The sequence below is a fragment of the Rhizobium sp. CFBP 13726 genome (assembly GCF_014841925.1).
GTDB classification, from domain to species: Bacteria; Pseudomonadota; Alphaproteobacteria; order Rhizobiales; family Rhizobiaceae; genus Neorhizobium; species Neorhizobium soli.
In genome coordinates this window covers 490,502-514,138 of sequence record NZ_JACYUU010000002.1, presented here as the reverse complement: position 1 = coordinate 514,138, position 23,637 = coordinate 490,502, and the positions used below count along the sequence as shown (strand labels likewise).

Here is a 23,637-nt window from a genome sequence, read left to right as displayed (position 1 = left end):
CGCCGACCTTGGCCGGAACGCTTGGCGTGGGCCATAGCGTGGGAATTTGCAAATTGTCACGCAAAAACCGTCCAGCATTCACAAACAGGTCGCTTTCCTCGGGCCAAGGCATTATAGATGCGCGCGTTTGCAGGGGCGGGTCCGGCGCGGTTTCGGACGAGCGCCCTTGTGGGAGAGAACTCTATCTGGCGCTCGCAACGCCGCTGTCTCAGAGCAGCGGTGCTGTCGCGGCGCCGTGGCGTGCTTGAAGGGCAGGCCCGAAACGCAGGAAAGCAAAGATGACGAATGTAGTCGTGGTTGGTTCGCAGTGGGGTGACGAGGGCAAGGGCAAGATCGTCGACTGGCTCTCTGAACGGGCGGATATCGTCGTTCGGTTCCAGGGCGGCCACAATGCCGGCCATACGCTCGTCATCGACGGTGTCAGCTACAAGCTGTCGCTACTGCCCTCCGGTATCGTCCGCGGCAAGCTTTCGGTTATCGGCAACGGCGTCGTCGTCGATCCGCACGCGCTGGTCGCTGAAATCGCAAAGCTCGACGGGCAGGGCGTCAAGGTCACCCCGGACGTGCTGCGCATCGCCGACAACGCGACGCTGATCCTGTCGCTGCACCGCGAGCTTGACGGCCTGCGCGAAGATGCGGCATCCAACACCGGCACCAAGATCGGCACCACCCGCCGCGGCATCGGCCCGGCTTACGAAGACAAGGTCGGCCGTCGTGCGATCCGCGTCATGGATCTCGCCGACCTCGATACGCTGTCGGCCAAGGTCGATCGCATCCTCACCCATCACAACGCGCTGCGCCGCGGTCTGGGCGAGCCGGAAGTCAGCCATGAGACGATCATGCAGGAACTGACCTCGGTCGCCGAACAGGTTCTGCCGTTCCGCGAAACCGTCTGGGAACTGCTCGACAAGGAGCGCCGCAAGGGCTCGCGCATCCTGTTCGAAGGCGCGCAAGGCTCGCTGCTCGACATCGACCACGGCACCTATCCATTCGTGACGTCGTCGAACACTGTTGCCGGCCAGGCTGCTGCCGGTTCCGGCATGGGCCCGGGCTCGCTGGGCTACATCCTCGGCATCACCAAGGCCTACACGACGCGCGTCGGTGAAGGCCCGTTCCCGACCGAACTCCATGACGAGATCGGCCAGTTCCTCGGTGAAAAGGGCCATGAGTTCGGCACCGTCACGGGTCGCAAGCGTCGCTGTGGCTGGTTCGACGCGGCGCTGGTTCGCCAGTCGGTCGCGACCAACGGCATCACCGGGATCGCGCTGACGAAACTCGACGTTCTCGACGGTCTGGAAGAACTGAAGATCTGCGTCGGCTACATGCTCGACGGCCAGCGGATCGACCATCTTCCCGCAAGCCAGGCGGCACAGGCTCGGGTCGAGCCGATCTACGTGACGCTGGAAGGCTGGAAGGAATCGACCGTTGGTGCAAGGTCCTGGGCGGACCTGCCGGCACAGGCTATCAAATACGTTCGTCAGGTGGAGGAATTGATTGGCGCGCCAGTTGCGCTACTTTCCACAAGTCCGGAACGCGACGACACCATACTTGTGACGGACCCGTTTGAAGATTAATGTCAACTATTGATTATCCATTCAGCCGGCTTGAGCCCGGCGACAATGAGAAGTGCTGATGGCAGATTTTGTAGCGGTGATCCGCCGCGCTGTTGATGGTCTGGCGACAAACTCGCCTGAAGCCCGCGCGAAAGTATATGAAAAAGCGCGTGGTGCCGTTCAACGGCAGCTCGAGAACATGAAGCCGCGGCCGCCGGAAGAAATGCTTCGGCGGCAGATGGACAAGCTCGAAACGGCGATCGTCGAAGTCGAGAGCGAGCACGCGGAGGCGCTGGCGCCGTTCGAGAACGAGGCTGGTTTTGCCGACGACGAATTTGCCGCCGGCCAGCCTGCGCCCGCTGAAGAGACGGTGTTGCCGGCTCCAGCGGAGCCCGAGCAGGAACCGGCACCCGCTCCGGGCGAAGAGCCCGAACAGGCAGCACCGCTCGCCGCTACCGAGCCGGCTGGCTATTCGTATGACGAGCCTCCGCTCTATGAGGAACGGCACGAGCCTGTTGCTCCTGTTGCAGCCGAAGAACGCGAACCTGACGTTGCCCATTACGAACCGGCTGTAGAGCCGGAGACGTATGAGGCACGCACGGCCTACGAAGAGCGTCCGCTTTACGAAGAGCCTGCGCCGTCCGAGGAGCAGGACACTGTTCATCAAGTTGGATGGCCGGTCGGCGATGTCGCTGCCGTCGGTGAACGCGATGAGCAGGTCCACAACGAACCTGTGGCCGATGACGGCCGGGCACATTCCGTCGACGCGCCGATCGAGCAGTATCCCGGGACTGTCGACGAGCCTGTTGCAAACGAGCGGGATGACGATCTTCCCTACTCGGCTGCCCGTCAGGACGATGACGTCGCCCACGTCCAGTGGCCACCGCAGACCAGTGCGGAGCCAGCGCGCACGGAACATGCGCCGCTCTTCGAAGAGCCCACCTGGCATGAGCCGGCGCATTCCGAAAACACCGCCGCAGCCGCCTGGGACGACGTTCCGGAACTGGTGCCGGCCGGTCCCGTCGAGCCGGTCCATCAGCACCAGCCGCAGGCCGATCTTCACAGTGGTGATCGCGTCGACGCGCATTTCGACCAGGAAACCCATGTTTCTGCCGATGCAGTTCGCATGCCATCGGTCGCTGAGCTCCCAAGTTTCGGCCAGACCGGGACGGAGACCGGGCGCAAAGACGACAGCGACGATTTCTTCGCGGGCTACCAGCTTGACGCAAAAGCGGATGAGCAGGCACAAAAACCTGCCGGCAAGGATCACGAGAAGGATCCCTGGAGCGATCTGGATGACCTGATCGGGTACAGCAAGGGCGCGGCAATTGCCGGCGCCGGCGCTGCCGCCTCGAGCCCGAGACAGGCCCAGTCGGATGACAATCTCGAAGACCTGATGCCGACCCCGGCTAAGCCATACCGGGTGACGACGACGCGCAAGCGCAATTACGGTGGCCTCGCACTCGGACTGGTCGGCCTTCTGCTGCTGGGTGGCGCTGGTTATGCCGCCTGGATGAACCGCGACGCGCTGAGCGAGATGGTCGAAGGCTTCATGCCGTCTTCCTCGACGGACACGGCGGTCTCGACCGCTGAAACGCCCGCGACCTCGCAACCGGCCTCCGGGAACGCAACGACGGCTCCGGCAACAGCGCCGGCCAACCCGACGCCTTCGACGCAGCAGGCAAATGGCCAGCCCGCCGGTCAGACGAGCCCGCCGCCAGCCGCGGACGGTTCGACCGCTAGCCCGAAATTCACCCAGCGTCTGATGCCGGATGGCACAGAGGTGGATGAAGGTCCGGGTTCGGCCGGAAGCCTTGCCCAGAACGCCGAAGGGCAGTCGGTGGCGCAGCTCAACGCCCCGCCGACCACGCCGCCTGCGGCGCCTGGTGCTGCCGCGACGGCTGCAACCGCGCCGGGCGCACCTGCAGCGCCTGCCCCCGACGCCAATCCGGCAGCGACCCCTGCTGTCTCCGGCGAAAAGATGTTCCTCTATGAAGAACGTCTTGGCCAGACCGCGCCGACCGCGATCGACGGGAGCGTTTCCTGGTCTCTGCAGCGCGAGCCGGGTTCCAACGGCGGTCCGCCTCAGGCTGAAGTCCAGGCCCGCATCACCATACCCGGTCGTGGTCTGACCGCGCTTGTGACGTTCAAGCGCAACTCGGATCCGTCGCTGCCCGCGAGCCATCTGATCGAGATCGTCTTTGCCGTCCCGCCGGACTTCGAGGGCGGTGCCATCGACAGCGTCCAGCGCATTGCGATGAAGACATCCGAGCAGGATCGCGGCAACGCCCTGATCGCGGTTCCGGCCAAGATCACCGACGACTTCCACATGATCGCGCTCAACGACTTCCCGGATGCTCGCAACACCAATATGGAGCTGCTGCGCACCCGCAACTGGATCGACATCCCGGTCGCCTATCGCAACGGACGCCGCGCGCTGTTCACGCTCCAGAAGGGGCCTGAGGGCGAGAAGGCGTTCAACGAGGCCATCCGCGAATGGGGCCAGGCCGGCGGCCAGACGGGCCAGTAATCGACCGGCCGCAGGACATAGGTCATACGAGAAGGGTCGCGAAAGCGGCCCTTTTCCATTTCCAGCCTCCCGTGGCGAACTCCCATGGCTCCGGTCAAAGAAAAAGGCCGCAAAATGCGGCCTTCGGTCTGCGAGTGCTGGTGTCTCTCGTTACGCGTCGACGACGCGCAATGCCTGGGCCTGGGCGAGGGCTTCCTTGCGTACCGCATCCTGCACCTTTTCGAAGGCGCGGACCTCGATCTGGCGGACGCGTTCGCGGCTGATGTCGAACTCGGTCGACAGTTCTTCGAGCGTCACCGGGTCTTCCGACAGACGGCGGGCTTCGAAGATGCGGCGTTCGCGTTCGTTCAGCACGGCAAGTGCCTTGCCGAGCATGCGGCGGCGCGTGTCGAGTTCGTCCTGCTGGATCAGAACCGCTTCCTGGCTCTCGTGATCGTCAACCAGCCAATCCTGCCACTGGCCGGCTTCGCCTTCAGCAGCCCGGATCGGGGCGTTGAGCGAAGCGTCGCCGGAGAGGCGGCGGTTCATCGAGATCACTTCTTCCTCGGATACGTTCAGCTTGGTGGCGATCTCGGTCACCTGGTGCGGCTTCAGATCGCCTTCCTCGATCGCCTGGATCTTGCCCTTGAGGCGGCGCAGGTTGAAGAACAGCCGCTTCTGGTTGGCGGTCGTGCCCATCTTGACCAGCGACCAGGAGCGCAGGATGTACTCCTGGATCGAGGCCTTGATCCACCACATTGCATAGGTCGCCAGACGGAAGCCGCGTTCCGGGTCGAATTTCTTGACGGCCTGCATCAGACCGACATTGCCTTCCGACACGACTTCGCCGATCGGCAGGCCGTAGCCGCGATAGCCCATGGCGATCTTTGCGACGAGACGCAGGTGGCTCGTCACCATTTTGTGTGCGGCAGCGCGGTCGCCATGCTCAGCGTAACGCTTCGCGAGCATGTATTCCTGCTGCGGCTCCAGCATCGGGAATTTGCGGATTTCATCGAGATAGCGATTGAGACCGGCTTCGCCGGCGGTAATCGAAGGCAGATTGTTACGGGCCATGAAGCACCCCTTTCCGATCGTTGTCGGTTCCCGGCAGATTTCATCTGCCCTTACGGCGAACCGATTATGGCGCGGATCGTTCCCGACCCCGCACCAATGCAAGTGTCAGATAAGTGTGGCGGAACAGCGATTCAAGCGTTCACACCAACGTTATGACATTACAATTGCGTAATGATCGGCCGGACTTCCGGCGACGGTCAGGCCGTCATTGCCGCAGGGCTTCGATCAACTGTTCCAGGTCGTCGGGGATCGGAGCCTCGAATTCCATCACCTCGCCGGTGCGGGGATGTTCGAACACAAGCAGATAGGCGTGCAGCGCCTGGCGTGGGAAGGCGCTGACGACGGTGCGGGCGGGCTCGGGGATCTTGTTGACCTTGGTCTTGAAGCCACCGGCGTAATCGAGGTCGCCGATGAGGGGATGGCCGATATGAGCCATGTGGACTCGGATCTGGTGCGTGCGGCCGGTTTCCAGACGGCATTCGATCAGGGCCGCCAGCGAGGTTGCCTCGGGCGTCTCGTGAAAACGCTCGATCACCTCGTAATGGGTCACCGCCTCGCGCGCGTCCACGGCATTCTCGCGGGTGACGGCGCGCTTCGTGCGGTCGCCACCGGCACGGCCGAGCGGTGCGTCGATCGTGCCCTTCAAACCTTTCGGGCGGCCCCAGACGACGGCCATATAGGCGCGTTCCAGCGGACCGGAACGGCCATGGTCGGCAAACTGGTCGGCGAGGTGGCGATGCGCCAGATCGTTCTTGGCGGCAACCATCACGCCCGACGTATCCTTGTCGAGCCTGTGGACGATGCCCGGCCGCTTGACGCCGCCGATGCCGGAAAGAGTGTCGCCGCAATGGTGGATCAGAGCGTTGACGAGGGTCCCCGTCCAGTTGCCGGCGCCCGGATGCACGACGAGACCCGGCGGTTTGGCGATGACGATCAGGTCCTCGTCCTCATAGAGAACATCGAGCGGAATATCCTCGCCCTTGGGTTCGGGATCCTCCGGTTCCGGCAATGTGATCTCGATTTGATCGCCTGGGGACACCTTTTTCTTTGGCTCCGTGCAGGCCTTGCCGTTCAGAGTGACGACACCCTGTTCGATCAGCGCCTTGATGCGGTTTCTGGAGAATTCGCCGTCCAGAACCTGTGTCAGCCACGCATCCAACCGCCCTTCTGCTGCCTCATCGGCAGTCAGGACTTTCCTCGGGGCTTCGGCTTGTTTAAAGGGGTCGTTCATTCCGGTTTCCGTCAATTCGCAATCTTGCACGCATAAGGACAATTCATGCCCCAACCAGAAGTCGAGGAAAAGGAAGAGCCGCTTGATCCGGCGATGGAGAGAATCCGCCGGAAGATGGTGCTTCTGCAGCTCGTTTCGGGCGGGATCCTGTTTGTCTGCTTTATGGCGGTCCTCGCCGCGATTGTCTACAAGATCTCCCAGCGTCCCGCAGACGGCCCCGCAACGGTCGCGACGTCCGGAAGTTTCACCGTCCCGTCCGACCAGCCGCTGAAGGCCACCGCCGCACTGCCGACCGGTTTCCAAATCGACAATGTGTCGATGTCCGGCAGCCAGCTCGTCTTCCTCGGCCAGCTGAACGGCGCCCGCAAGGTGTTCGTGTTCGACATCGTGCTCGGCCGGATCGTCGCCGACGTGACGATCGCCACCGGTCCGTGATGGAGCCTATCCGCATCGAGGATGCGGACGACCCGCGGATCGCCGAATTTCAGGCGGTCCGCGATCGCGACCTGACGGGCAGGGGCGGACGGTTTATCGCCGAGGGTACGGTCGTGCTGCGCATGCTGGCGCAGGCCCACAGGGCCAAGTCCGGGTTCGTCGCGGAAAAGCTGCTGCTTCTCGAAAACCGGGTGTCCGGGCTGGAAGACATCCTTGGCCGTTTCCCTGACGATGTCCCGGTCTATGTCGCATCCTCTGCCGTTCTCGACCGGATTGTCGGCTTCCACCTCCACCGCGGCGTGCTGGCGATCGGTCGCAGGGCTGAGGAGCCGTCGATTGCGGACCTCCTGCAGAACCTGCCGGAAAAGGCGCTGGTCGTTGCGGCCTTCGGCATTTCCAACCACGACAATATCGGCTCGATCTTCCGCAATGCGGCCGCGTTCGGCGCCGATGCGGTGCTGCTGGATGCCGCCTGCTGCGATCCGCTCTATCGAAAGTCGCTGCGGGTATCTGTCGGCTCCGTGCTCTCGGTGCCCTACGCACGCACCGGGACGATGACGGAGCTTCTGGACGCCCTGATGTCGCGCGACTTCGCGATCTGGGGCTTATCGCCTGCCGGACACGCCGAAATCCGCGACGTACCGGCGCATCCGAAGATGGCACTGATCACCGGAACCGAGGGCGACGGACTGCCGGCGCATATCCTCTCCGCAGTCAAGACCGCGCGCATTGCCCAGATGCCGGGACTGGACAGTCTCAACGCCGCAACCGCGACCGGTATCGCGCTCTACGAGATCGCCATGCGGCAGGGCCGGCTCTAGGGATTTCAGGTGTCGTTCAGGATGACGACTGCTCGTTCAGTTTCGCCATGGCCTTCTTGGCCCTGGCAGCGAGGCTTTCGCGCTCGCTGTTGCCGGATTTGCCCGACAAAATCGTATTGATCGGCGAGGCCTTGCCTTCGCGCGCGGCCGTGAGCGCCACAAGGCTTGCAGCGATGGTTGCAAGCTCCTGCCGAAGCGCTGCATCGTTAGCGCCATCGCGGCTCTTTAAAAGCCGTTCCGACACCGCGGTCGCCCGGTTGCGGGCATCGTCTGCGAGATCGATCATGGCCGGCGTCATCATCGCAGCTGTCATCATGGTGGGCTCTGGGTCCATGCCCGTCGGGCGGGCGACGGCTAACACACCCTCCTCGAGGAGATGCGCCGCCTGGATGTCTTCGGGACCGGGCGTGTTGATCTTGCCTGAATTCGACTTCACTTTTGATCCGGCTGGCGACCCGGTTTTGCGCAGGGCGCGGCTCGCGTCGCGGGCTTCCGCATTGGCCGTTTTCAGTTTTTCGCGTAGTCTTTCGATTTCCTGCTGACGGCGGTCCAGCGCCTCTGCCCTGTCGGCACCCTCGGCGATCTCCCGGTCCAGCCTTTCCTGCAGCGCTATCCGGCGTTGCTCTTCCAACTTGACCTTGCCCTCGGCTTCCTTGGCGCGGGTGGTCATGTCGCGGATTTCCGTGCGCAGCGTCTCGCGTTCGTCGCGAAGATTGCCGATCCGGGCCTTGAGGCCTTCCATCTCGGCGGCATGAGACGAGAGGTCGATGCGGAAATTGTCAGTATCGGCAATCAGCCGGGCAACGTGCTGCTGGCGTTCGCCGATCTCGACATCGCGCATCCGCAGGTCGTCGTGGGACTGTTCCAGCGCCACCTTCAGCTCCTGGATATAGCTGTCTTCCTGGCGAAGACGCGAGCGGGTGGCGGCAGCCTCGACATCCAGCGTGTCGGCCTGCATCTTCAGGTCCTGCCGGTCGTCTTCAAGGGTACGGATGGTCGCGTTCAGCGCCTCGATATCGAGCATCAGGCGGGTGTTTTTCTCGCGCGCCTGGATCAGTTCCTGAAAGGTCCGGGCGTTTTCCGCCGCATAGACGGCACGTGCCATATCACGCTGGGCACGCACTTCCTCAGGGCTGATCGGCAGTGTCGCGCGGATGCGGTTTTCCGTGTAGCGCACGATCCGCCTGTGGATCGCCGGCGAAATCAGGATGGCAAGCAGCGCCGCGCTGAGGAAACCCAGGCCAAACAGGAGTGCGTATTGGATCACGGAAAGCCGTTCTTTGTGTCTGGAGCGGACAGGCTCTTTTAAGCACGGGCGCCTGCACCCGGCAAGTGGGCTCGCCCGGTGGAGGCGTCTGCCTGCCGCTCAGAAGGGGTTCCAGGTGGCTTCGCGGGTCATCTTCAGATAGCCGACATTGATGCCGAGACGGGCGCCAAGGCCGGTGCGGATCGGCACCAGGATCACGTTGTTGTTGCGCAGGACCGTCATGCCGACGCCGGCGACCACGAAGGCCGAGCCGGAAACGCCACCGAAGCGGGCATAGAGCGAATCGACCGTCGGCAGGTCATAGACCAGCATCATAGCGCGGGTGCCCTGGCCGCCGTAATCGATGCCGAGCGATGGGCCCTGCCAGTAGGTCGGATGCTGTCCGGCGTTTTTCGTGTATAGCTGGCCTTCGCCATAGGTCAGGCCGGCGATGAAGGCGCCGGAGCCTTCCTGGCCGAGAATGTAACCGTTGGGCAGGCCGTATTTCGAGAAAGCGTTTTCCACCACCTTGGCGAGACCGCCGCTGGTGGAGCCGAAAAAGCCGTGGCCGGCATCGACAATTTCCTGCATCGAATACTGCGAAGCATTCTGCTGGGCGGATGCCCTTTCGATTGTGACACAGAAAGCGGTTGCCATGACCACGAAAGCGGTGGCAAAGCGAGCGAAGGCGGAAAGGTTCTGGCGGCGCATATTGAAGTCCGTTTGTTAAATCTTCCGTTATCAAGCGTCATGCTTAAGCCGCCTCTATCTTGGCGGCATGACGTTAACAATCGGTTTACCACAAATGGTGTCATTATGGCGGCACCTATACACATTGACCGTCGACAATCCCCGCGCAATGTTGCTGTGGCACATGCGCGAGGGAATATTTTCATCCAGCCGGAGACACGCATGCCTAAAAATCCCAATCTAACCCTCGGCGGTCCGGATCTGGCAGCTCTCCTCTGCAGCCGGGTCTGCCACGATATCATCTCGCCGGTCGGAGCCATCAACAATGGCCTGGAGCTTCTCGATGAGGGAGCCGCCGACGCGGATGCGCTCGACCTGATCCGTACATCGGCCATGAACGCCTCGGTGCGTCTGAAATTCGCGCGGCTTGCTTTCGGCGCCTCCGGCTCTGTTGGTGCCTCGATCGATACGGGAGAGGCCGAAAAGGCTGCCAAGGAGTTCGCGGTCGCCGAAAAGAAGACGGAAGTCTCCTGGAACGGCCCGCGCGCCATCATCCCGAAGAACCGGGTCAAGCTGCTCCTCAACCTCTTCACTGTCGCTTACGGCGGCATTCCGCGTGGCGGCTCTCTCGATGTGACACTCGAAAACCCGGAATTCGACGCGAAGTTCATCATCACCATCAAAGGCCGGATGATGCGCGTGCCGGCGAAATTCGTCGAAGTGCTGTCGGGTGCCATGGAAGAGGCGGTCGATGCCCACACGATCCAGCCCTATTACACGGTTCTGCTGGCCGACGAATGCGGCATGGATTTGAAATACGTGGTGTCTGAAGACAAGATCACCTTCATCGCGGAAACCGTCCCTGCCGAAGTGCCGGCCGTTTCCGAAAAGGTCTGAGACCCGATCAAGCGCTCTGACGTGTGAAAAGCGCGGGTTGCCTTGAGGCGGCCCGCGCTTTTCGCGCTGCGCCTGACGCGTAACTCTTTCTTAGCTTCATTCGGGTCATGGTGGATGTTGCCTAGGGACGGGCACAGCATCAGGGGAAACACGATGCAGCGAATGATGATTGCAGACAGTTCGGACATCGTGCGCAAAGTGGGCAAGCGCATTCTCTCGGAGATCGGCTTTCTGGTTTCCGAAGCGGGCACTGCGCAGGAAGCACTGACCGGCTGCCGTGCAACCTTGCCGAACTTCCTGATCGTCGATGCAGGCCTCGACGACGCGCTCGGTCTGATCGCTTCCGTCCGGGCAATGGATCGCGGCAAGGACGTCAAGATCTTCTACTGCGTCATCGAGACGGACCTGAAGAAGATGATGGCCGGCAAACGCGCTGGCGCCAGCGATTTTCTCCTCAAACCTTTCGACCGCAAGATCCTGACATCGGTGTTCGGCGGCTTCGCTGTTGCGGCTTGATAGTTTCAGCGTTTGCAGCGTGCGCTGAGTGAAGCCGCGTCTCGGAGGTGTCCTGTGAGCGAAGACGAACTTCTCGTTCTCTACCCCGTACCCAGTCTCATCGCGACGCTACTTCAAAGCGAGAGAGCGAAGGGGAGCCCTCTGACGGAAAACGAGGTCCTCGAGATCACCGACACGTGTGAGGTCATCGCAGTTTCCCGTGATGTTGCTCAGAAAATGGACGAGCAGCGCGGCTATCTCGACATCGATCCTGAGAACTGCTGGGTTGAGTGGCAACAAGCTCGAACCGTGTTTATGGAAACTTGATCCGGACACCGCGCTAAGGCGTCGATCCTCAGCGCTTCCACCTCGGCAATCCTCAAACGCAAAAACACCCGCTTGCGCGGGTGCTCTTCAATCCGGGATAGGGAAAAGTTTTCAGGCTCAGGCGGTTTCTGCGAGCTCGACATTGTCAGGTTCGCGCAGCACGTAGCCGCGGCCCCAGACAGTCTCGATGTAGTTCGCGCCACCGGCCGCATTTGCGAGCTTCTTGCGCAGCTTGCAGATGAAGACGTCGATGATCTTCAGTTCCGGCTCGTCCATACCGCCATAAAGGTGGTTGAGGAACATTTCCTTGGTGAGCGTGGTCCCCTTGCGGAGCGAAAGAAGCTCCAGCATCTGGTATTCCTTGCCCGTCAGGTGCACACGCTGGCCGCCGACTTCGACGGTCTTGGCGTCGAGGTTTACGATCAGTTCGCCGGTGATGATGATCGACTGGGCATGGCCCTTCGAACGGCGAACGATGGCGTGGATGCGTGCAACCAGTTCGTCCTTGTGGAACGGCTTGGTCATGTAGTCGTCAGCGCCGAAACCAAGGCCTCGTACCTTGTCTTCGATGCCCGCCATGCCCGACAGGATCAGGATTGGCGTCTTGACCTTTGACAATCTCAGAGTGCGAAGCACTTCATAACCCGACATGTCGGGGAGATTGAGGTCAAGAAGAATGATATCGTAGTCATACAACTTACCAAGGTCGACGCCTTCTTCGCCAAGGTCGGTCGTATAGCAGTTGAAGCTTTCCGATTTCAGCATCAGCTCGATCGACTGGGCCGTCGCGCTGTCATCTTCGATGAGTAGAACCCGCATAATTTTCCCCTTTACCGCCGCGTAAGGTTACCGATGCCCCCTTACTCGATACGGATCCAGACTGAGCCTGATTTGGAAGCTGCCAGAAACTGGTTAACAAATTATGAGCGGTCCTGGCAAGGTGCATCATTTTGTTAAGCAAAATTAGTAGCAGCCTGTTTTACTTTAAGGATTGGCCATCGCCAGCTTGATTCAGCGGAGGAGGAAACCCCGCTAAGTGATTCAAACGACTCCGACATTGTCGTGACCGAAAACCGGCCTTGGCATTTACCGACCCTTAAATGATCAGGCTTATTGTTAATGATGCCTGTAAATGAAAGGTTAACGCGGCGCCAAATTTGTTAACGCCTCGGAAATTTTTTGAGCCTCGCACTGTATTGAACAGGGGTTTACCGGCCTGGGTCTCGCTATCCACGGAGTATTGCGTATGAAATCGCGTGACAATCTTGTTCGCCTGAAGAACTTTCAGGTTAACGAAAAGCGTCGTCAACTGCAGCAGTTGCAGACGATGATGGCCGAATTCGAAAGAATGGCGAAGGAACTGGAGCACCAGATCACCGTCGAGGAGAAGAAATCGGGAATTTCTGACCCGAATCACTTCGCCTATCCAACTTTTGCCAAGGCTGCCCGCCAGCGGGCCGACAATCTGCAAGTCTCGATCCGGGAACTTCGGATCCAGCAGGATGCCGCCGAGCTTGCGCTGGAAGAGGCGGAAGCCGAATTTGCAAAGGCGTCGGCGCTCGAAGAGCGCGACACCGGTATGCGCGCCCGCGCCTGATGCCTTACGGCTGGTTGCCAGCCGAGCGCATCACACGATAGCGAGAGGACTTTGACGAGGGGACCGCGGACCGGTGCCCCCGTTTTTGCTTTTTCGACTTTTTCCACGGAGCGGCAGGGCAGACGTGTGGCCCAAGCTTTGCTATGGGTGCCCGATGAGAAGGCTCATCTGGTTTTCGCTTTATCCCGTCGCTTGTGTTTTTCTGGCCCTGGGTCTGACCCTGCCGATCATTCGCTTCGACCGCCTGTATTTTTTCCGCGAGACGCCGTCGCTGGTCGAACTGGTTTCGGCTCTTTGGGGGCAGGGCGATGTTGCGCTTTCGCTGATCGTCGGACTGTTCTCGATCGTCTTCCCGGTTGCAAAGCTTATGGCGCTCGGCGCGCAAGCCTTTCGCGGCAATCGTCAGCCGGGATTTTTTGCGCGCGTGATGCCGCATCTTGCAAAATGGTCGATGATGGATGTGATGCTGGTGGCACTCGTGGTGTTTGCGGCCAAGACATCCGGCCTCGCGCAGGCAGTAACGCAACCCGGCCTGTGGTTCTATGCGGCTTCGGCGATCATCGCCGGCATATTGCCGCAACTGGCGCGGCGAGAACCGTCCTTGTCCCGGTAAGTTTCAAACCAGGGCAAATAAAAAGTGCCGCTGCGGTGAGGCAACGGCACTTCGATTTTACCGATGAACAGTGGTCTGCTGACTTCGCCTAATGGCGGTACTGCTGAATGCGGGTGGTCCGAAGACCGGCCAGGCCGTGGTCGTTGATAGACGCTTGCCAGGACAGGAATTCTTCGACGGTGAGCGTATAACGCTCGCAGGCTTCTTCCAAGCTCAACAGGCCGCCGCGAACCGCGGCGACAACCTCTGCCTTACGACGGATAACCCAGCGGCGCGTATTGGCCGGCGGAAGATCCGCAATCGTAAGCGGGCTGCCATCGGGACCGATGACATATTTAACTCGGGGACGTATCATTTCGGTCATTGGACTCTCTACACAACGCAAGACCACAAACGAGAGCCTACCGGGGCAGTTTTAACATTTGACTAAACGAGACGCGCCATTTGTGGCCAAACCCGCATTGGTCGCAATTCACTTGATTCGAGCCGACAAAAACCTTTTAAAACAAGGCATTGTTAGAGTTGTCTTAAGTGATGAATTTCTTGTTTTATTTCATGGTTGCTCCGGAAGAGGACACATTGTGGCCACCGCGCGGGTAAAATGGCCGATCTTTGCAACTGAAATTGCGATAATCGGCCACGTCGATTTTGGTCAGAGCAGGGTCAGCGAGAGCTCCGTCTTGCCGGCACCCAGTGTCACCTGTGCGGTGCCGGAGTGCTGAAGCGTCAGGCTATCGCCTGCGCTCAGCGAAAACACGCCGCTCGCACTCTGCGACTGCGCACCACCCGTTATGCCGGTGAGGGTCATCAGTGTTTCCGTACCGTTGCGCAGCAGCACCGCTCCGTGTCCCGACGATGTGGTGACGACAAGATTGAGGGTGACGAGGTAGATGCCGGCTGCTGGAACCGTGATCCCGTTGCCGCCGCCGGCGGCCGAAGCCCCAAGTCCGAAACTGCCCTGGTTGAGGGCGTAGGTGGTAAAGCCGCTCTGCTGTCCTGATGTCGGCGTGAATGTGGTGCCGGTGCGATAGGCGCGCGCTGCCGGCTGGTTGGGTCGGCTGACACGACCTGTCGGGGTGATGGCGAGACCCGTGCGCCAGGTGGTGCCGTCGCTGATCTTGATGGAGAATTCGGTGTTTCCGGCAAGCCCCATTTCTGCGAACCCGGTCCAGTTGGACTGGAACAGCAGCGATGCGGTGTCGGTTGCGGCCGCTTTGTTGATCTTGATCTGGTGACCGTTGCCGGCATGGTTGAAGAGGCTTGCAGGAGACGACAGCGACAATCGGTTGGTGGCATCGGCGACAGCGTTTATGCCGAGCAGGCTCAGGGTGCCCTGATCCGGCAGCGGAACATCCCGCCAGGTAGCGCCGTCGAAGACCCGCAGGCGAGAAGTTTCCGCAAACCATGCCCGCCATCCCGTCTTCACGGTCAGGAAGGTCCAGGCGCCGTCCTGCCAGGCGGCGACGCACCCGGTCTTGCCCGTCCATTCACCGGTTGCGCCAGCGCCGACCAGATGGCGATTGCCCTCGGCCGGCGTCGTCGGCGGAGCCGACAGTTCGGAGAGGATTGTCAGATGCACCAGCGTGTCCAGAACAAGCAGCGCCTCGTTGTGAGTGATGTGTTTTTGCGCCTGGGACGGCAGGATGAAGGGCATGTCGAGTTGGGTGGTCGTATCGGGCATGTCGCGCTCCCAAAGGTTGGCCAGTGTTGGTCGCGTGGATTTTACGGCCGTGCCCGCGCGTGAGGATGTAACTCGTGTTAAGTGACTGAAATATAATACGTGCCTGCGCCAAAATCGGCGCCCGCAACGTCCGGCGTGGCGGGACGGCAACGGTGTGGGGGCTTGTCTCGCCATGGCTTCAAAGAGGCGTTCTGATGTCCCGATTGCCCTTGTTTCTTCGTCCGCATGTGCGAATGTGGGCGCAACGAGCACGGGAACACGGCATGCGATATTCCGCCTTATCGATCATCAAGCAGGCGCTTTCGGGCAACCGGCGCTGGACGCCGGCATGGCGCGAGCCGGAGCCGAAACCGCATTACGATGTGATCATCGTCGGCGGTGGCGGGCATGGTCTGGCGACGGCCTACTACCTTGCCAAGGAATTCGGCATCACCAATGTCGCTGTGATCGAGAAGGGCTATATCGGGTCGGGCAATGTCGGCCGCAACACCACGATCATCCGGTCCAACTACCTGCTGGAAGGCAATAATCCGTTCTACGAGATGTCCTTGAAGTTGTGGGAAGGGCTGGAGCGGGACTTCAACTACAATGCCATGGTGTCGCAGCGTGGCGTGCTGAATCTTTTCCATTCCGACGGCCAGCGCGATGAATACGCGCGTCGCGGCAATGCGATGCGGCTTCACGGCGTCGATGCGGATCTGCTCGACCGCGAACAGGTGCGAAGGCTCGCGCCCTATCTTAATTTCGACCACGGCCGCTTTCCCGTCATGGGCGGTCTCCTGCAAAAGCGCGGCGGCACGGTGCGTCACGATGCGGTCGCCTGGGGCTACGCACGGGGTGCCGATGCGAGAGGTGTCGATATCATCCAGCATTGCGAGGTGACGGGCATTCGCCGTGGACCGGGCGGCGAAGTCGAGGGCGTCGAGACGACCAAGGGCTTTATCGGCTGCAACCGGCTGGCGCTGGCCGCTGCCGGCAACACGACGACGGTCGGGCGGATGGCGGATCTGGCTTTGCCCATCGAGACGCATGTGCTGCAGGCTTTCGTGTCGGAGGGGCTGAAGCCTGTCATCGACAACGTCATCACCTATGGCGCGGGACATTTCTACATCTCGCAGTCGGACAAGGGCGGTCTCGTGTTCGGTGCCAATATCGACTACTATTCCTCCTATGCTCAGCGCGGCAATCTTGCGACCGTCGAGGAGACGATGCAGGAGGGCGTGTCGCTGATCCCCGGACTTTCGCGCGCCAAGTCGCTGCGGGCCTGGGGTGGCGTGATGGACATGTCGATGGACGGATCACCGATCATCGACCGCACGCCGATCGACAATCTCTATCTCAACGCCGGCTGGTGCTACGGCGGCTTCAAGGCCACGCCGGCTTCTGGCTTCTGCTTCGCGCATCTGATCGCCAAGAACGAAACCCATCACGTCTCGCGCTTCATGCGGCTCGACCGGTTCGAGCGGGGCTATGTGCTCGACGAGGGCGGCAAAGGCCCGCAACCGAACATGCACTGAGCCGTATCCGCACCGAGACGAAGACCGAGAACAAAGACCGAGATCAAGACATGGCAAGCCTGATTACCTGCCCCCATTGCGGAACGCGGCCGAAGGAAGAGTTTTCGGTTCGCGGTGCCGTGATTGCCCGCCCGTCGGCGTCCGAAAAGGACGAGGCCTGGCACCGCTATGTCTATGTCCGCGACAATCCCAAAGGCAGATATCAGGAGTACTGGCATCACGCGGCCGGCTGCCGCCGCTGGCTGGTGGTCGATCGCGACAATCTCACGCATGAGGTTTTCGGGGTGACGGATGCGCAAGCGTCGAGGGAGGGGAGCCGATGAGCGCCTATCGCCTCGATGCCGGTGGTCTCGTCAACCGGGCCAATCCCCTGACATTCACATTCGACGGCAAGAGCTATACCGGGTTCGACGGCGATACGCTCGCCTCGGCGCTGATTGCCAACGACCAGATGCTGATGGGCCGCAGCTTCAAGTATCACCGCCCGCGTGGCCCGGTGACATCAGGTTCCGCCGAGCCGAATGCATTGATGACGATCGGTAGCGGCGCCCGTTCCGAGCCGAACGTGCGCGCGACGGTCGCCGAGCTCTACAACGGCCTCACCGCCGTCAGCCAGAACCGCTGGCCTTCGCTCGCCTTCGATATGGGAGCGGTCAACGGCCTGCTGTCGCCTTTTCTGGGCGCCGGCTTCTACTACAAGACATTCATGTGGCCGGCGATGCTTTGGGAAAAGCTCTACGAGCCTGTGATCCGCCGTGCTGCCGGGCTCGGCAAGCTGACCATGGAGGCGGATCCGGATCGCTACGAGAAAGCCTGGGCGCATTGCGACCTGCTGGTTGTCGGCGCAGGGCCTGCCGGCCTGATGGCGGCACTTTCTGCCGCCCGCGCCGGTGCGCGTGTGCTGATTGCCGATGAAAGTGCCCGCTTTGGGGGCTCGCTGCTATCCGAAAACGTCGTGATCGGCGGGCAGGCGGCGAGCGACTATGCCGCGGGTCTGGTCGAGGAGCTAGCGTCCTTTCCAAATGTCACGATGATGCCGCGCACGACCGTGTTCGGCTGGTATGACGACATGGTGTTCGGCGCCGTCGAGCGGGTGCAGAAGCACGTGGAAACGCCGTCGCCGGATCTGCCGGTCGAGTGTGTCTGGCGCATCGTCGCCAAGCGGGCGATCCTCGCCTCCGGTGCCGAAGAGCGGCCTCTCGTGTTCGGCGGCAACGACCGGCCGGGCGTAATGACCGCGAATGCGGCGCGCACCTATCTCAACCGCTACGGCGTCGCCGTCGGCTCCAAGGTCGCCGTCTTCACCAACGGTGGCTCGGGTTATCGCACGGCGGCCGATCTTTCCGCCCGTGGCGTCGAGGTTGCCGCGATCATCGATGCGCGCGCCGCGTCCACCGATCCGGCACCCTACGGCATTCGTGTCATCCATGGTGGTGCCGTCGTCGCCACAAGGGGCCGCAACCGCATCGATGCGCTGCTGGCGGAGCGGGCCGGTTTCGAGGAAGAGATCGCCTGCGATGCGCTGGCCATGGCCGGCGGCTGGTCGCCGATCGTGCATCTGATGTGCCAGCGCGGTGCCAAGCCCGTCTGGTCGGACGCGGCGAAGGCGTTTCTGGCACCGGATGTAGGCGCAAGCTTTGTCGCTGCCGGCTCGGCAGGCGGTGCCGACACCATCGCCGCCTGCCTTCGCGACGGGGCGTCCAAGGCAGCGGCACTCGCAACCGAACTCGGCTTTGCCGCCTACGCGGCCAATATTCCCGAGGTTGAGGGCGAATACGATCCTGATTTCGCGCCACTCTGGTATGTGCCGGGGGCCAAGGATAAGGCCTTCGTCGATTTCCAGAACGACGTGCATGTCAGCGATCTCGGTCTCGCGCAGCGCGAGGGTTTCCGGCATATCGAGCATACCAAGCGCTATACCACGACAGGCATGGCGACCGACCAGGGCAAGCTCGGCAATGTCGCGACGATCGGCATCGTCGCTGCCATGCGGGGCGTATCACCGGCCGAAATCGGCACCACGACCTTCCGGCCGTTCTACACGCCGGTCTCGATGGGTGCGCTTGCCGGCACGTCGCGGGCCGAGCATGCAGCGCCGGTCAGGACCTCGCCGCTGCATGGCTGGGCGAAGAAGAACGGCGCGACCTTCGTGGAAAGTGGCCTCTGGTACCGCTCATCCTGGTTCGCGCGCGACGGAGAAAAGACCTGGCGCGACAGCGTCGACCGCGAAGTGCGCAATGTGCGTGAAAATGCCGGTCTCTGCGATGTCTCGACGCTCGGCAAGATCGAAATCTTCGGCACAGGCGCTGCTGAATTCCTGAACCGGGTCTATTCCAACGCCTTCCTGAAGCTGCCGCTCGGCAAGGCGCGTTACGGCCTGATGCTGCGCGAGGATGGGATGGTGTTCGACGACGGCACGACCAGCCGCCTTTCAGAAAACCATTACGTGATGACCACCACGACAGCCTATGCGGCCGAAGTGATGGCGCATCTGGAATTTGCGAGCCAGACTTTCTGGCCTCATCTCGACGTGCGCTTCGTCTCTTCTTCCGACCAGTGGGCGCAGATGTCCCTTGCCGGACCGAAGGCGCGGATCATCCTTGCCCGGATCGTGGAAGACGACATTTCCGATGCGGCGATGCCGTTTCTCGGTGCGAAGGTCGTCACGCTCAAGGGCGGGCTGAAGGCGCGCCTGTTCCGCATCTCGTTTTCGGGCGAACTCGCCTACGAACTGGCGGTACCCGCAGGCTATGGCGAAGCCGTGGCCGATGCGATCATGCAGGCAGGCCGCGAGGACGGTATCTGTGCCTACGGCGTCGAGGCGCTCAATGTCCTGCGCATCGAAAAAGGCTTCGTCACCCATAGCGAGTTGGAAGGCCGGACCACGGCCGACGATGTCGGTTACGGGAAAATGATGGCGATGACCAAGCCGGATTTCATCGGCAAGCGTCTCTCGACCCGTTTCGGCCTCACCGCCGCCGATCGCCTCCAACTCGTCGGCCTGAAGCCTCTGGAAACGGACAAGGAATTCATGGCCGGCGCCCATCTGCTCAAGGACGGCGCCGCCGCGACGCTTGCGGGCGACCAGGGCTTCGTATCATCAGCCTGCTATTCGCCGACGCTCGGACACACGATCGGTCTCGGCCTTCTCAAATCCGGCCGCGAGCGGATCGGGGAGAAGATCACTGTCTGGGATGGACTTCGCGGCACCGAAGTCGCGGCGGAAGTCTGCCTGCCGGTCTTTGTCGATCCGCAAAACACAAAACAGCATCTTTGAGGGCATGACGATGGCTCTGACACTTCTCCACCGCCATGCGCTCGAAGATCACATCCTGGGCTTCGAGACGAGCGCCAACCCCAACCACCTGTCCGTCGCGCGGCGGCCGGTGATCTTTTCGGTGCTTGCCCATGCGGGCCAGGAGCAGGCCGTGGGCCTAGCACTCAAGGCTGCCCCGGATATCGCGCCGCGCTTCTGCGGCCCGGCGGAATGGCTGGCGGTGTCGCTCACCGCAGGCTCAGAGACCGTTACCGGTCACTTATCCGAAATATCCGGCGCCTCCGTCGTTGATCAGAGCGACGGCAAGGTGCTGATGGCGATTTCGGGACCCAGCGTGCGGCAGATCCTTGCAAAATGCGTCGGCGTCGATCTGCATCCGCAGGCGTTTGCGCAGGGGCATTCCGCAAACATGCTGTTCGGCCACGTCGCAGTGAATTTGGCGCGCACCGGCCCCGATGCCTTCGAGATCATCACGCCCCGGTCGTTCGCTGGCTCGGTCTACGAGGAGCTGATGGAAATGGGCCGCGAATTCGCCCTGACGGCATCGTTTTCGGGCGGGTGACGGTGGTGGGCGGTTGCCCAAACTCCCTCATCCTCGCCACAAGGGCGAGGATGAGGGAGGATAGGGTATCGCAATCGTCAAATGAGCTTCTTCAGGGTTGTCAGCGGTCTGAGCATCGAAGCGCCTCAGTGCTTCTCGCGAACGAAGCTCCAGAGACCCTTTTCTTCGGATGCTGCCATGACGAGGTCCGGCCGCTTTTCGAGCGCCGGGACGAGACTGGAAAGGCCTTCGACGCGGTTCAGGAGGTCGACGAATTCGGGGGCGAGGTCCTCGGCGAAATCGCGGCAGAAGCCCTGGATCACGCCGAACTCGATTGTCTTGCGCGGTGTCGCGTCGCGCATCGTGGTCAATACGCTGCCTACCAGTTCATCGAAGCTCAGCACGTTTGTCATGGCGCTATTCCCTGTTGCGTGGCGTTCATGACAAGGCATACGCGGCGATTGAAAAATTAGTTTCAGGCTCCGGTCGCAAGATGGCGCGAAACGAACAGCGACTATGTCGGAAACGACAAATCCGGGTTCGCAGAACAGCCTATTGGCATTTCCCGGGAGGTTCTAGGCTCACCCCAAACAGGCATCAAGTTAGGGGAACGGGATCCATGAAAAGCCATGCTCGAGTTGTCGTCATCGGTGGCGGTGTCGTCGGTTGTTCGGTCCTCTACCATCTGACCAAGCTCGGCTGGAGCGATGTCGTGTTGCTCGAGCGTTCGGAACTTACCTCCGGCTCCACCTGGCACGCGGCGGGGGGCATGCATACGATCAACGGCGATCCGAACGTCGCCAAGCTGCAGAAATACACGGTCGAACTCTACAAGGAGATCGAGGCCTATTCCGGTCAGGACATCGGCCTGCACATGACCTCCGGCCTCATGCTGGCGGCGACGCCGGAGCGCTTCGACTGGTTCAAGTCGCTGCTTGCCAAGGGCAAGTATGCAAACGGTGAAGCGCGACTCGTCTCGGTCGAGGAAGCGCATGCGATGATGCCGTTGCTCGACCCGACGCAGTTCGTGGGCGCCGTGTTCGATCCGCATGAGGGCCATCTCGACCCCTACCGCACAACCCATGCCTATGCGAAATCGGCCAAGAAGAACGGTGCCGAGATCTATCTGCACACCAAGGTCGAGGATCTGGTGCAGCGTCCCGACGGAACCTGGCGCGTGATCACGGACAAGGGCGAGATCCGCTGCGAACATGTGGTCAATGCGGCCGGTCTCTGGGCCCGTGAAGTGGGGCGCATGGTCGGGCTGGAACTGCCGGTGCTGGCCATGGAGCACATGTATCTGATCACCGAGGACATGCCCGAGGTCATCGACTTCAACAAGACGTCCGGTCGCGAGCTGATGCACTGCGTCGATTTCGACGGCGAGATCTACATTCGCCAGGAACGCAACGGCATGCTGATGGGCACCTATGAAAAGGACTGCCGGCCCTGGTCGCCGATCGAGACGCCCTGGACGTTCGGCCACGAACTCTTGGCCGAGGACCTGGAGCGCATCACGAACGAGCTGGAGGTTGGCTTCCGGCATTTCCCGGCCTTCAACAATGCCGGCATCAAGACGATCATCAACGGGCCCTTCACCTTTTCGCCAGACGGCAACCCGCTTGTCGGCCCCGTGCGCGGCATGACGAATTTCTGGTCGGCCTGCGCTGTCATGGCCGGGTTCAGCCAGGGCGGCGGCGTCGGGCTGGCGCTTGCCAACTGGATCGTCGAGGGCGATCCCGGCTTCGACGTGTTCGCCATGGATGTGACCCGTTACGGCGACTATGCGTCGCTTGCCTATACCAATGCGAAGGTGCGCGAAAACTATTCCCGCCGCTTCTCGATCCGCTACCCGAACGAGGAACTGCCGGCTGCGCGGCCACTGTTGACGACGCCGATCTACGACGCGCTGAAGGCGAGGGGTGCAGTGTTCGGCGCGTCCTACGGGCTGGAAACGCCGCTGTGGTTTGCGCCTGAAGGCGTCGAGGATGCGTTTTCCTGGCGCCGTTCCACAGATTTCGAGCATGTCGGCCGCGAGACAAAGGCGGTGCGCGATAGTGTCGGGCTGATGGAGACATCCGGGTTCGCCAAATATTCGATCGGGGGCGAGGGCGCGCATGCCTGGCTCGATCATATTCTCGCGGGCAAGGTTCCAGCCGTCGGCCGCATGGCGCTGTCGCCGATGCTGAACGAGGCCGGAAAACTGATCGGCGATTTCACGCTCGCCAATCTCGGCGACGATGCGTTCCTGCTGATCGGCTCCGGGATTGCCGAAGACTTTCATATGCGATGGTTCGAGACGCATCTGCCGGATGACGATTCGGTTTCGTTCGATTGCCTCAATCTCGGTCTGGTCGGCCTGTCGATTGCGGGTCCCCGGTCACGCGATGTGCTGCAGAAGCTTACCCATCTCGACCTGTCGGATCAGGCTCTGCCGTTCATGGGCATCGTCGAGATCGATCTCGGCATGGCCCCGGTCATCCTCGGCCGTGTCAGCTATACCGGTGATCTCGGCTTCGAGCTGTGGATGAAGCCGGAATATCAGCGCTATCTGTTCGATCTCATCATGGAAGCCGGTGCGGAGTTCGGGATCACCCTGTTCGGCCTCCGCGCCTTGAATGCGCTACGCGTCGAAAAATCCTTCGGCAGCTGGTCTCGCGAATACCGGCCGCTTTACGGTCCCGTGGAAGCGGGGCTCGGTCGCTTCATCGCCTATGGCAAGGAGGCCGATTTCATCGGCAAGGCCGCGGCGATCGAGGAAAAGGCGGAGGGCGGCGCGCTGCGTCTCGTCACCTTCGTCGTCGATGCAAAAGATGCGGACGTGCTCGGCGACGAGCCGATCTCGCTTGACGGCCAGGTCTGCGGCTGGGTGACCTCGGGTGGATACGCCCATGCCGCCGGCGTGTCGGTTGCCATGGGCTATGTGCCGAAAGAGGTCTCCCGAACGGAGGAGGGGTGGCAGATCGAGGTGCTCGGCGAGATGCTCATCGCCCGGCTTCAGCCGCATCCGATCTTTGACGCCAACGGGTCGCGCATGCGGTCCTGACCGTCGAAAGCTGAAGAAGCGGATAAGCCAAGACCGAAGCAGACCAGAGGTTATTTCTCTATAGTTTTTGCCATTCGTGTGGAAATC

At 61.6% G+C, this 23,637-nt stretch carries 22 protein-coding genes; 14 read left to right on the top strand and 8 right to left on the bottom strand.

All coding sequences use genetic code 11. The features are described from left to right. Window positions 1-278 precede the first annotated feature (278 nt). On the top strand, window positions 279-1,574 hold the full coding sequence (locus IFT66_RS09480; RefSeq protein ID WP_062455165.1) for an adenylosuccinate synthase: 1,296 nt from the start codon (window positions 279-281) through the stop codon (window positions 1,572-1,574). Window positions 1,575-1,632: 58 nt separating this feature from the next. Continuing rightward, window positions 1,633-4,083, top strand: a complete 2,451-nt coding sequence (locus IFT66_RS09475) for a hypothetical protein (protein WP_192077458.1) — start codon at window positions 1,633-1,635, stop codon at window positions 4,081-4,083. A gap of 150 nt (window positions 4,084-4,233) precedes the next feature. Here IFT66_RS09475 and rpoH read toward each other — a convergent pair whose 3' ends face one another. Together rpoH and IFT66_RS09465 are read right to left on the bottom strand one after the other, a co-directional pair. Continuing rightward, window positions 4,234-5,136: an RNA polymerase sigma factor RpoH gene (gene rpoH / locus IFT66_RS09470; protein ID WP_062455169.1), complete on the bottom strand. Its 903-nt coding sequence runs from the start codon at window positions 5,134-5,136 to the stop codon at window positions 4,234-4,236. Window positions 5,137-5,341: 205 nt separating this feature from the next. Beyond that, complete coding sequence (locus IFT66_RS09465) at window positions 5,342-6,367, bottom strand: RluA family pseudouridine synthase (protein WP_192077457.1); 1,026 nt, start codon at window positions 6,365-6,367, stop codon at window positions 5,342-5,344. Between the two features lie 45 nt (window positions 6,368-6,412). On the opposite strand from IFT66_RS09465, the gene IFT66_RS09460 reads away from it, so the two are divergent. Both IFT66_RS09460 and IFT66_RS09455 read left to right on the top strand, forming a co-directional pair. Continuing rightward, a complete protein-coding gene (locus IFT66_RS09460) occupies window positions 6,413-6,802 on the top strand; it encodes a hypothetical protein (protein ID WP_092660094.1) in 390 nt (129 codons plus the stop codon). Further along, on the top strand, window positions 6,802-7,623 hold the full coding sequence (locus tag IFT66_RS09455) for a TrmH family RNA methyltransferase (RefSeq protein ID WP_192077945.1): 822 nt from the start codon (window positions 6,802-6,804) through the stop codon (window positions 7,621-7,623). The genes IFT66_RS09460 and IFT66_RS09455 overlap by 1 nt, the downstream gene beginning before the upstream one ends. Window positions 7,624-7,639: 16 nt before the next feature. On the opposite strand, the gene IFT66_RS09450 is transcribed toward IFT66_RS09455, so the two are convergent. Then, window positions 7,640-8,890 carry a hypothetical protein gene (locus IFT66_RS09450; RefSeq protein ID WP_192077456.1) on the bottom strand — a complete coding sequence of 417 codons (1,251 nt, stop codon included), beginning with the start codon at window positions 8,888-8,890 and terminating at the stop codon, window positions 7,640-7,642. A 99-nt stretch (window positions 8,891-8,989) separates the two neighbouring features. Then, complete coding sequence (locus IFT66_RS09445; RefSeq protein ID WP_062457827.1) at window positions 8,990-9,526, bottom strand: DUF1134 domain-containing protein; 537 nt, start codon at window positions 9,524-9,526, stop codon at window positions 8,990-8,992. Between the two features lie 255 nt (window positions 9,527-9,781). Between IFT66_RS09445 and chpT the strand changes: the two genes are divergently transcribed. From chpT to IFT66_RS09430, 3 genes are all read left to right on the top strand, one after another. After that, window positions 9,782-10,456: a histidine phosphotransferase ChpT gene (gene chpT, locus IFT66_RS09440; protein WP_192077455.1), complete on the top strand. Its 675-nt coding sequence runs from the start codon at window positions 9,782-9,784 to the stop codon at window positions 10,454-10,456. A 153-nt stretch (window positions 10,457-10,609) separates the two neighbouring features. Beyond that, on the top strand, window positions 10,610-10,972 hold the full coding sequence (locus IFT66_RS09435; RefSeq protein WP_062455181.1) for a response regulator: 363 nt from the start codon (window positions 10,610-10,612) through the stop codon (window positions 10,970-10,972). 54 nt (window positions 10,973-11,026) lie between these two features. Next, window positions 11,027-11,278, top strand: a complete 252-nt coding sequence (locus IFT66_RS09430) for a hypothetical protein (RefSeq protein WP_174196315.1) — start codon at window positions 11,027-11,029, stop codon at window positions 11,276-11,278. 117 nt (window positions 11,279-11,395) lie between these two features. Here the strand turns inward: IFT66_RS09430 and ctrA are convergent, their stop codons facing one another. Beyond that, window positions 11,396-12,097 (bottom strand): response regulator transcription factor CtrA, encoded by a 702-nt coding sequence (ctrA, locus tag IFT66_RS09425; protein WP_062455185.1) that lies wholly within the window; start codon window positions 12,095-12,097, stop codon window positions 11,396-11,398. Window positions 12,098-12,524: 427 nt separating this feature from the next. On the opposite strand from ctrA, the gene IFT66_RS09420 reads away from it, so the two are divergent. Both IFT66_RS09420 and IFT66_RS09415 read left to right on the top strand, forming a co-directional pair. Beyond that, window positions 12,525-12,875 carry a hypothetical protein gene (locus IFT66_RS09420; RefSeq protein ID WP_062455186.1) on the top strand — a complete coding sequence of 117 codons (351 nt, stop codon included), beginning with the start codon at window positions 12,525-12,527 and terminating at the stop codon, window positions 12,873-12,875. A gap of 154 nt (window positions 12,876-13,029) precedes the next feature. Further along, window positions 13,030-13,488 (top strand): paraquat-inducible protein A, encoded by a 459-nt coding sequence (locus tag IFT66_RS09415; protein ID WP_192077454.1) that lies wholly within the window; start codon window positions 13,030-13,032, stop codon window positions 13,486-13,488. A gap of 88 nt (window positions 13,489-13,576) precedes the next feature. Here the strand turns inward: IFT66_RS09415 and sciP are convergent, their stop codons facing one another. Continuing rightward, window positions 13,577-13,852, bottom strand: a complete 276-nt coding sequence (gene sciP / locus IFT66_RS09410) for a CtrA inhibitor SciP (RefSeq protein WP_062455190.1) — start codon at window positions 13,850-13,852, stop codon at window positions 13,577-13,579. 288 nt (window positions 13,853-14,140) lie between these two features. Next, window positions 14,141-15,169, bottom strand: coding sequence for a DUF2793 domain-containing protein (locus IFT66_RS09405; RefSeq protein WP_192077453.1), 1,029 nt, complete (start codon window positions 15,167-15,169; stop codon window positions 14,141-14,143). Between the two features lie 263 nt (window positions 15,170-15,432). On the opposite strand from IFT66_RS09405, the gene IFT66_RS09400 reads away from it, so the two are divergent. The 4 genes from IFT66_RS09400 to IFT66_RS09385 are packed head-to-tail and all read left to right on the top strand — an operon-like array spanning window position 15,433 to window position 20,525. Next, window positions 15,433-16,686 (top strand): sarcosine oxidase subunit beta family protein, encoded by a 1,254-nt coding sequence (locus tag IFT66_RS09400; RefSeq protein ID WP_192077452.1) that lies wholly within the window; start codon window positions 15,433-15,435, stop codon window positions 16,684-16,686. A gap of 50 nt (window positions 16,687-16,736) precedes the next feature. Then, on the top strand, window positions 16,737-17,009 hold the full coding sequence (locus IFT66_RS09395) for a sarcosine oxidase subunit delta (RefSeq protein WP_192077451.1): 273 nt from the start codon (window positions 16,737-16,739) through the stop codon (window positions 17,007-17,009). Beyond that, on the top strand, window positions 17,006-19,963 hold the full coding sequence (locus IFT66_RS09390) for a sarcosine oxidase subunit alpha family protein (protein WP_192077450.1): 2,958 nt from the start codon (window positions 17,006-17,008) through the stop codon (window positions 19,961-19,963). Before IFT66_RS09395 ends, IFT66_RS09390 begins: the two co-directional genes overlap by 4 nt. 10 nt (window positions 19,964-19,973) lie before the next feature. After that, complete coding sequence (locus IFT66_RS09385; protein ID WP_192077449.1) at window positions 19,974-20,525, top strand: sarcosine oxidase subunit gamma; 552 nt, start codon at window positions 19,974-19,976, stop codon at window positions 20,523-20,525. Window positions 20,526-20,650: 125 nt separating this feature from the next. Here IFT66_RS09385 and IFT66_RS09380 read toward each other — a convergent pair whose 3' ends face one another. Next, a complete protein-coding gene (locus IFT66_RS09380; RefSeq protein ID WP_062582644.1) occupies window positions 20,651-20,917 on the bottom strand; it encodes a hypothetical protein in 267 nt (88 codons plus the stop codon). Window positions 20,918-21,123: 206 nt separating this feature from the next. Here IFT66_RS09380 and IFT66_RS09375 point away from each other — a divergent pair, with 206 nt between their 5' ends. Next, window positions 21,124-23,550 (top strand): GcvT family protein, encoded by a 2,427-nt coding sequence (locus IFT66_RS09375; protein WP_192077448.1) that lies wholly within the window; start codon window positions 21,124-21,126, stop codon window positions 23,548-23,550. Window positions 23,551-23,637: the final 87 nt, after the last annotated feature.

Bases quoted from the DNA above. Each gene is read 5' to 3' on its own strand.
- chpT (WP_192077455.1), top strand. From the start codon at position 9,782: ATGCCTAAAAATCCCAATCTAACCCTCGGCGGTCCGGATCTGGCAGCT.
- IFT66_RS09445 (WP_062457827.1), bottom strand. From the start codon at position 9,526: ATGGCAACCGCTTTCTGTGTCACAATCGAAAGGGCATCCGCCCAGCAG.
- IFT66_RS09475 (WP_192077458.1), top strand. From the start codon at position 1,633: ATGGCAGATTTTGTAGCGGTGATCCGCCGCGCTGTTGATGGTCTGGCG.
- IFT66_RS09385 (WP_192077449.1), top strand. From the start codon at position 19,974: ATGGCTCTGACACTTCTCCACCGCCATGCGCTCGAAGATCACATCCTG.
- rpoH (WP_062455169.1), bottom strand. From the start codon at position 5,136: ATGGCCCGTAACAATCTGCCTTCGATTACCGCCGGCGAAGCCGGTCTC.
- IFT66_RS09380 (WP_062582644.1), bottom strand. From the start codon at position 20,917: ATGACAAACGTGCTGAGCTTCGATGAACTGGTAGGCAGCGTATTGACC.
- IFT66_RS09390 (WP_192077450.1), top strand. From the start codon at position 17,006: ATGAGCGCCTATCGCCTCGATGCCGGTGGTCTCGTCAACCGGGCCAAT.
- ctrA (WP_062455185.1), bottom strand. From the start codon at position 12,097: ATGCGGGTTCTACTCATCGAAGATGACAGCGCGACGGCCCAGTCGATC.
- IFT66_RS09375 (WP_192077448.1), top strand. From the start codon at position 21,124: ATGAAAAGCCATGCTCGAGTTGTCGTCATCGGTGGCGGTGTCGTCGGT.
- sciP (WP_062455190.1), bottom strand. From the start codon at position 13,852: ATGACCGAAATGATACGTCCCCGAGTTAAATATGTCATCGGTCCCGAT.
- IFT66_RS09395 (WP_192077451.1), top strand. From the start codon at position 16,737: ATGGCAAGCCTGATTACCTGCCCCCATTGCGGAACGCGGCCGAAGGAA.
- IFT66_RS09465 (WP_192077457.1), bottom strand. From the start codon at position 6,367: ATGAACGACCCCTTTAAACAAGCCGAAGCCCCGAGGAAAGTCCTGACT.
- IFT66_RS09455 (WP_192077945.1), top strand. From the start codon at position 6,802: ATGGAGCCTATCCGCATCGAGGATGCGGACGACCCGCGGATCGCCGAA.
- IFT66_RS09400 (WP_192077452.1), top strand. From the start codon at position 15,433: ATGCGATATTCCGCCTTATCGATCATCAAGCAGGCGCTTTCGGGCAAC.
- IFT66_RS09460 (WP_092660094.1), top strand. From the start codon at position 6,413: ATGCCCCAACCAGAAGTCGAGGAAAAGGAAGAGCCGCTTGATCCGGCG.
- IFT66_RS09415 (WP_192077454.1), top strand. From the start codon at position 13,030: ATGAGAAGGCTCATCTGGTTTTCGCTTTATCCCGTCGCTTGTGTTTTT.
- IFT66_RS09405 (WP_192077453.1), bottom strand. From the start codon at position 15,169: ATGCCCGATACGACCACCCAACTCGACATGCCCTTCATCCTGCCGTCC.
- IFT66_RS09420 (WP_062455186.1), top strand. From the start codon at position 12,525: ATGAAATCGCGTGACAATCTTGTTCGCCTGAAGAACTTTCAGGTTAAC.
- IFT66_RS09435 (WP_062455181.1), top strand. From the start codon at position 10,610: ATGCAGCGAATGATGATTGCAGACAGTTCGGACATCGTGCGCAAAGTG.
- IFT66_RS09480 (WP_062455165.1), top strand. From the start codon at position 279: ATGACGAATGTAGTCGTGGTTGGTTCGCAGTGGGGTGACGAGGGCAAG.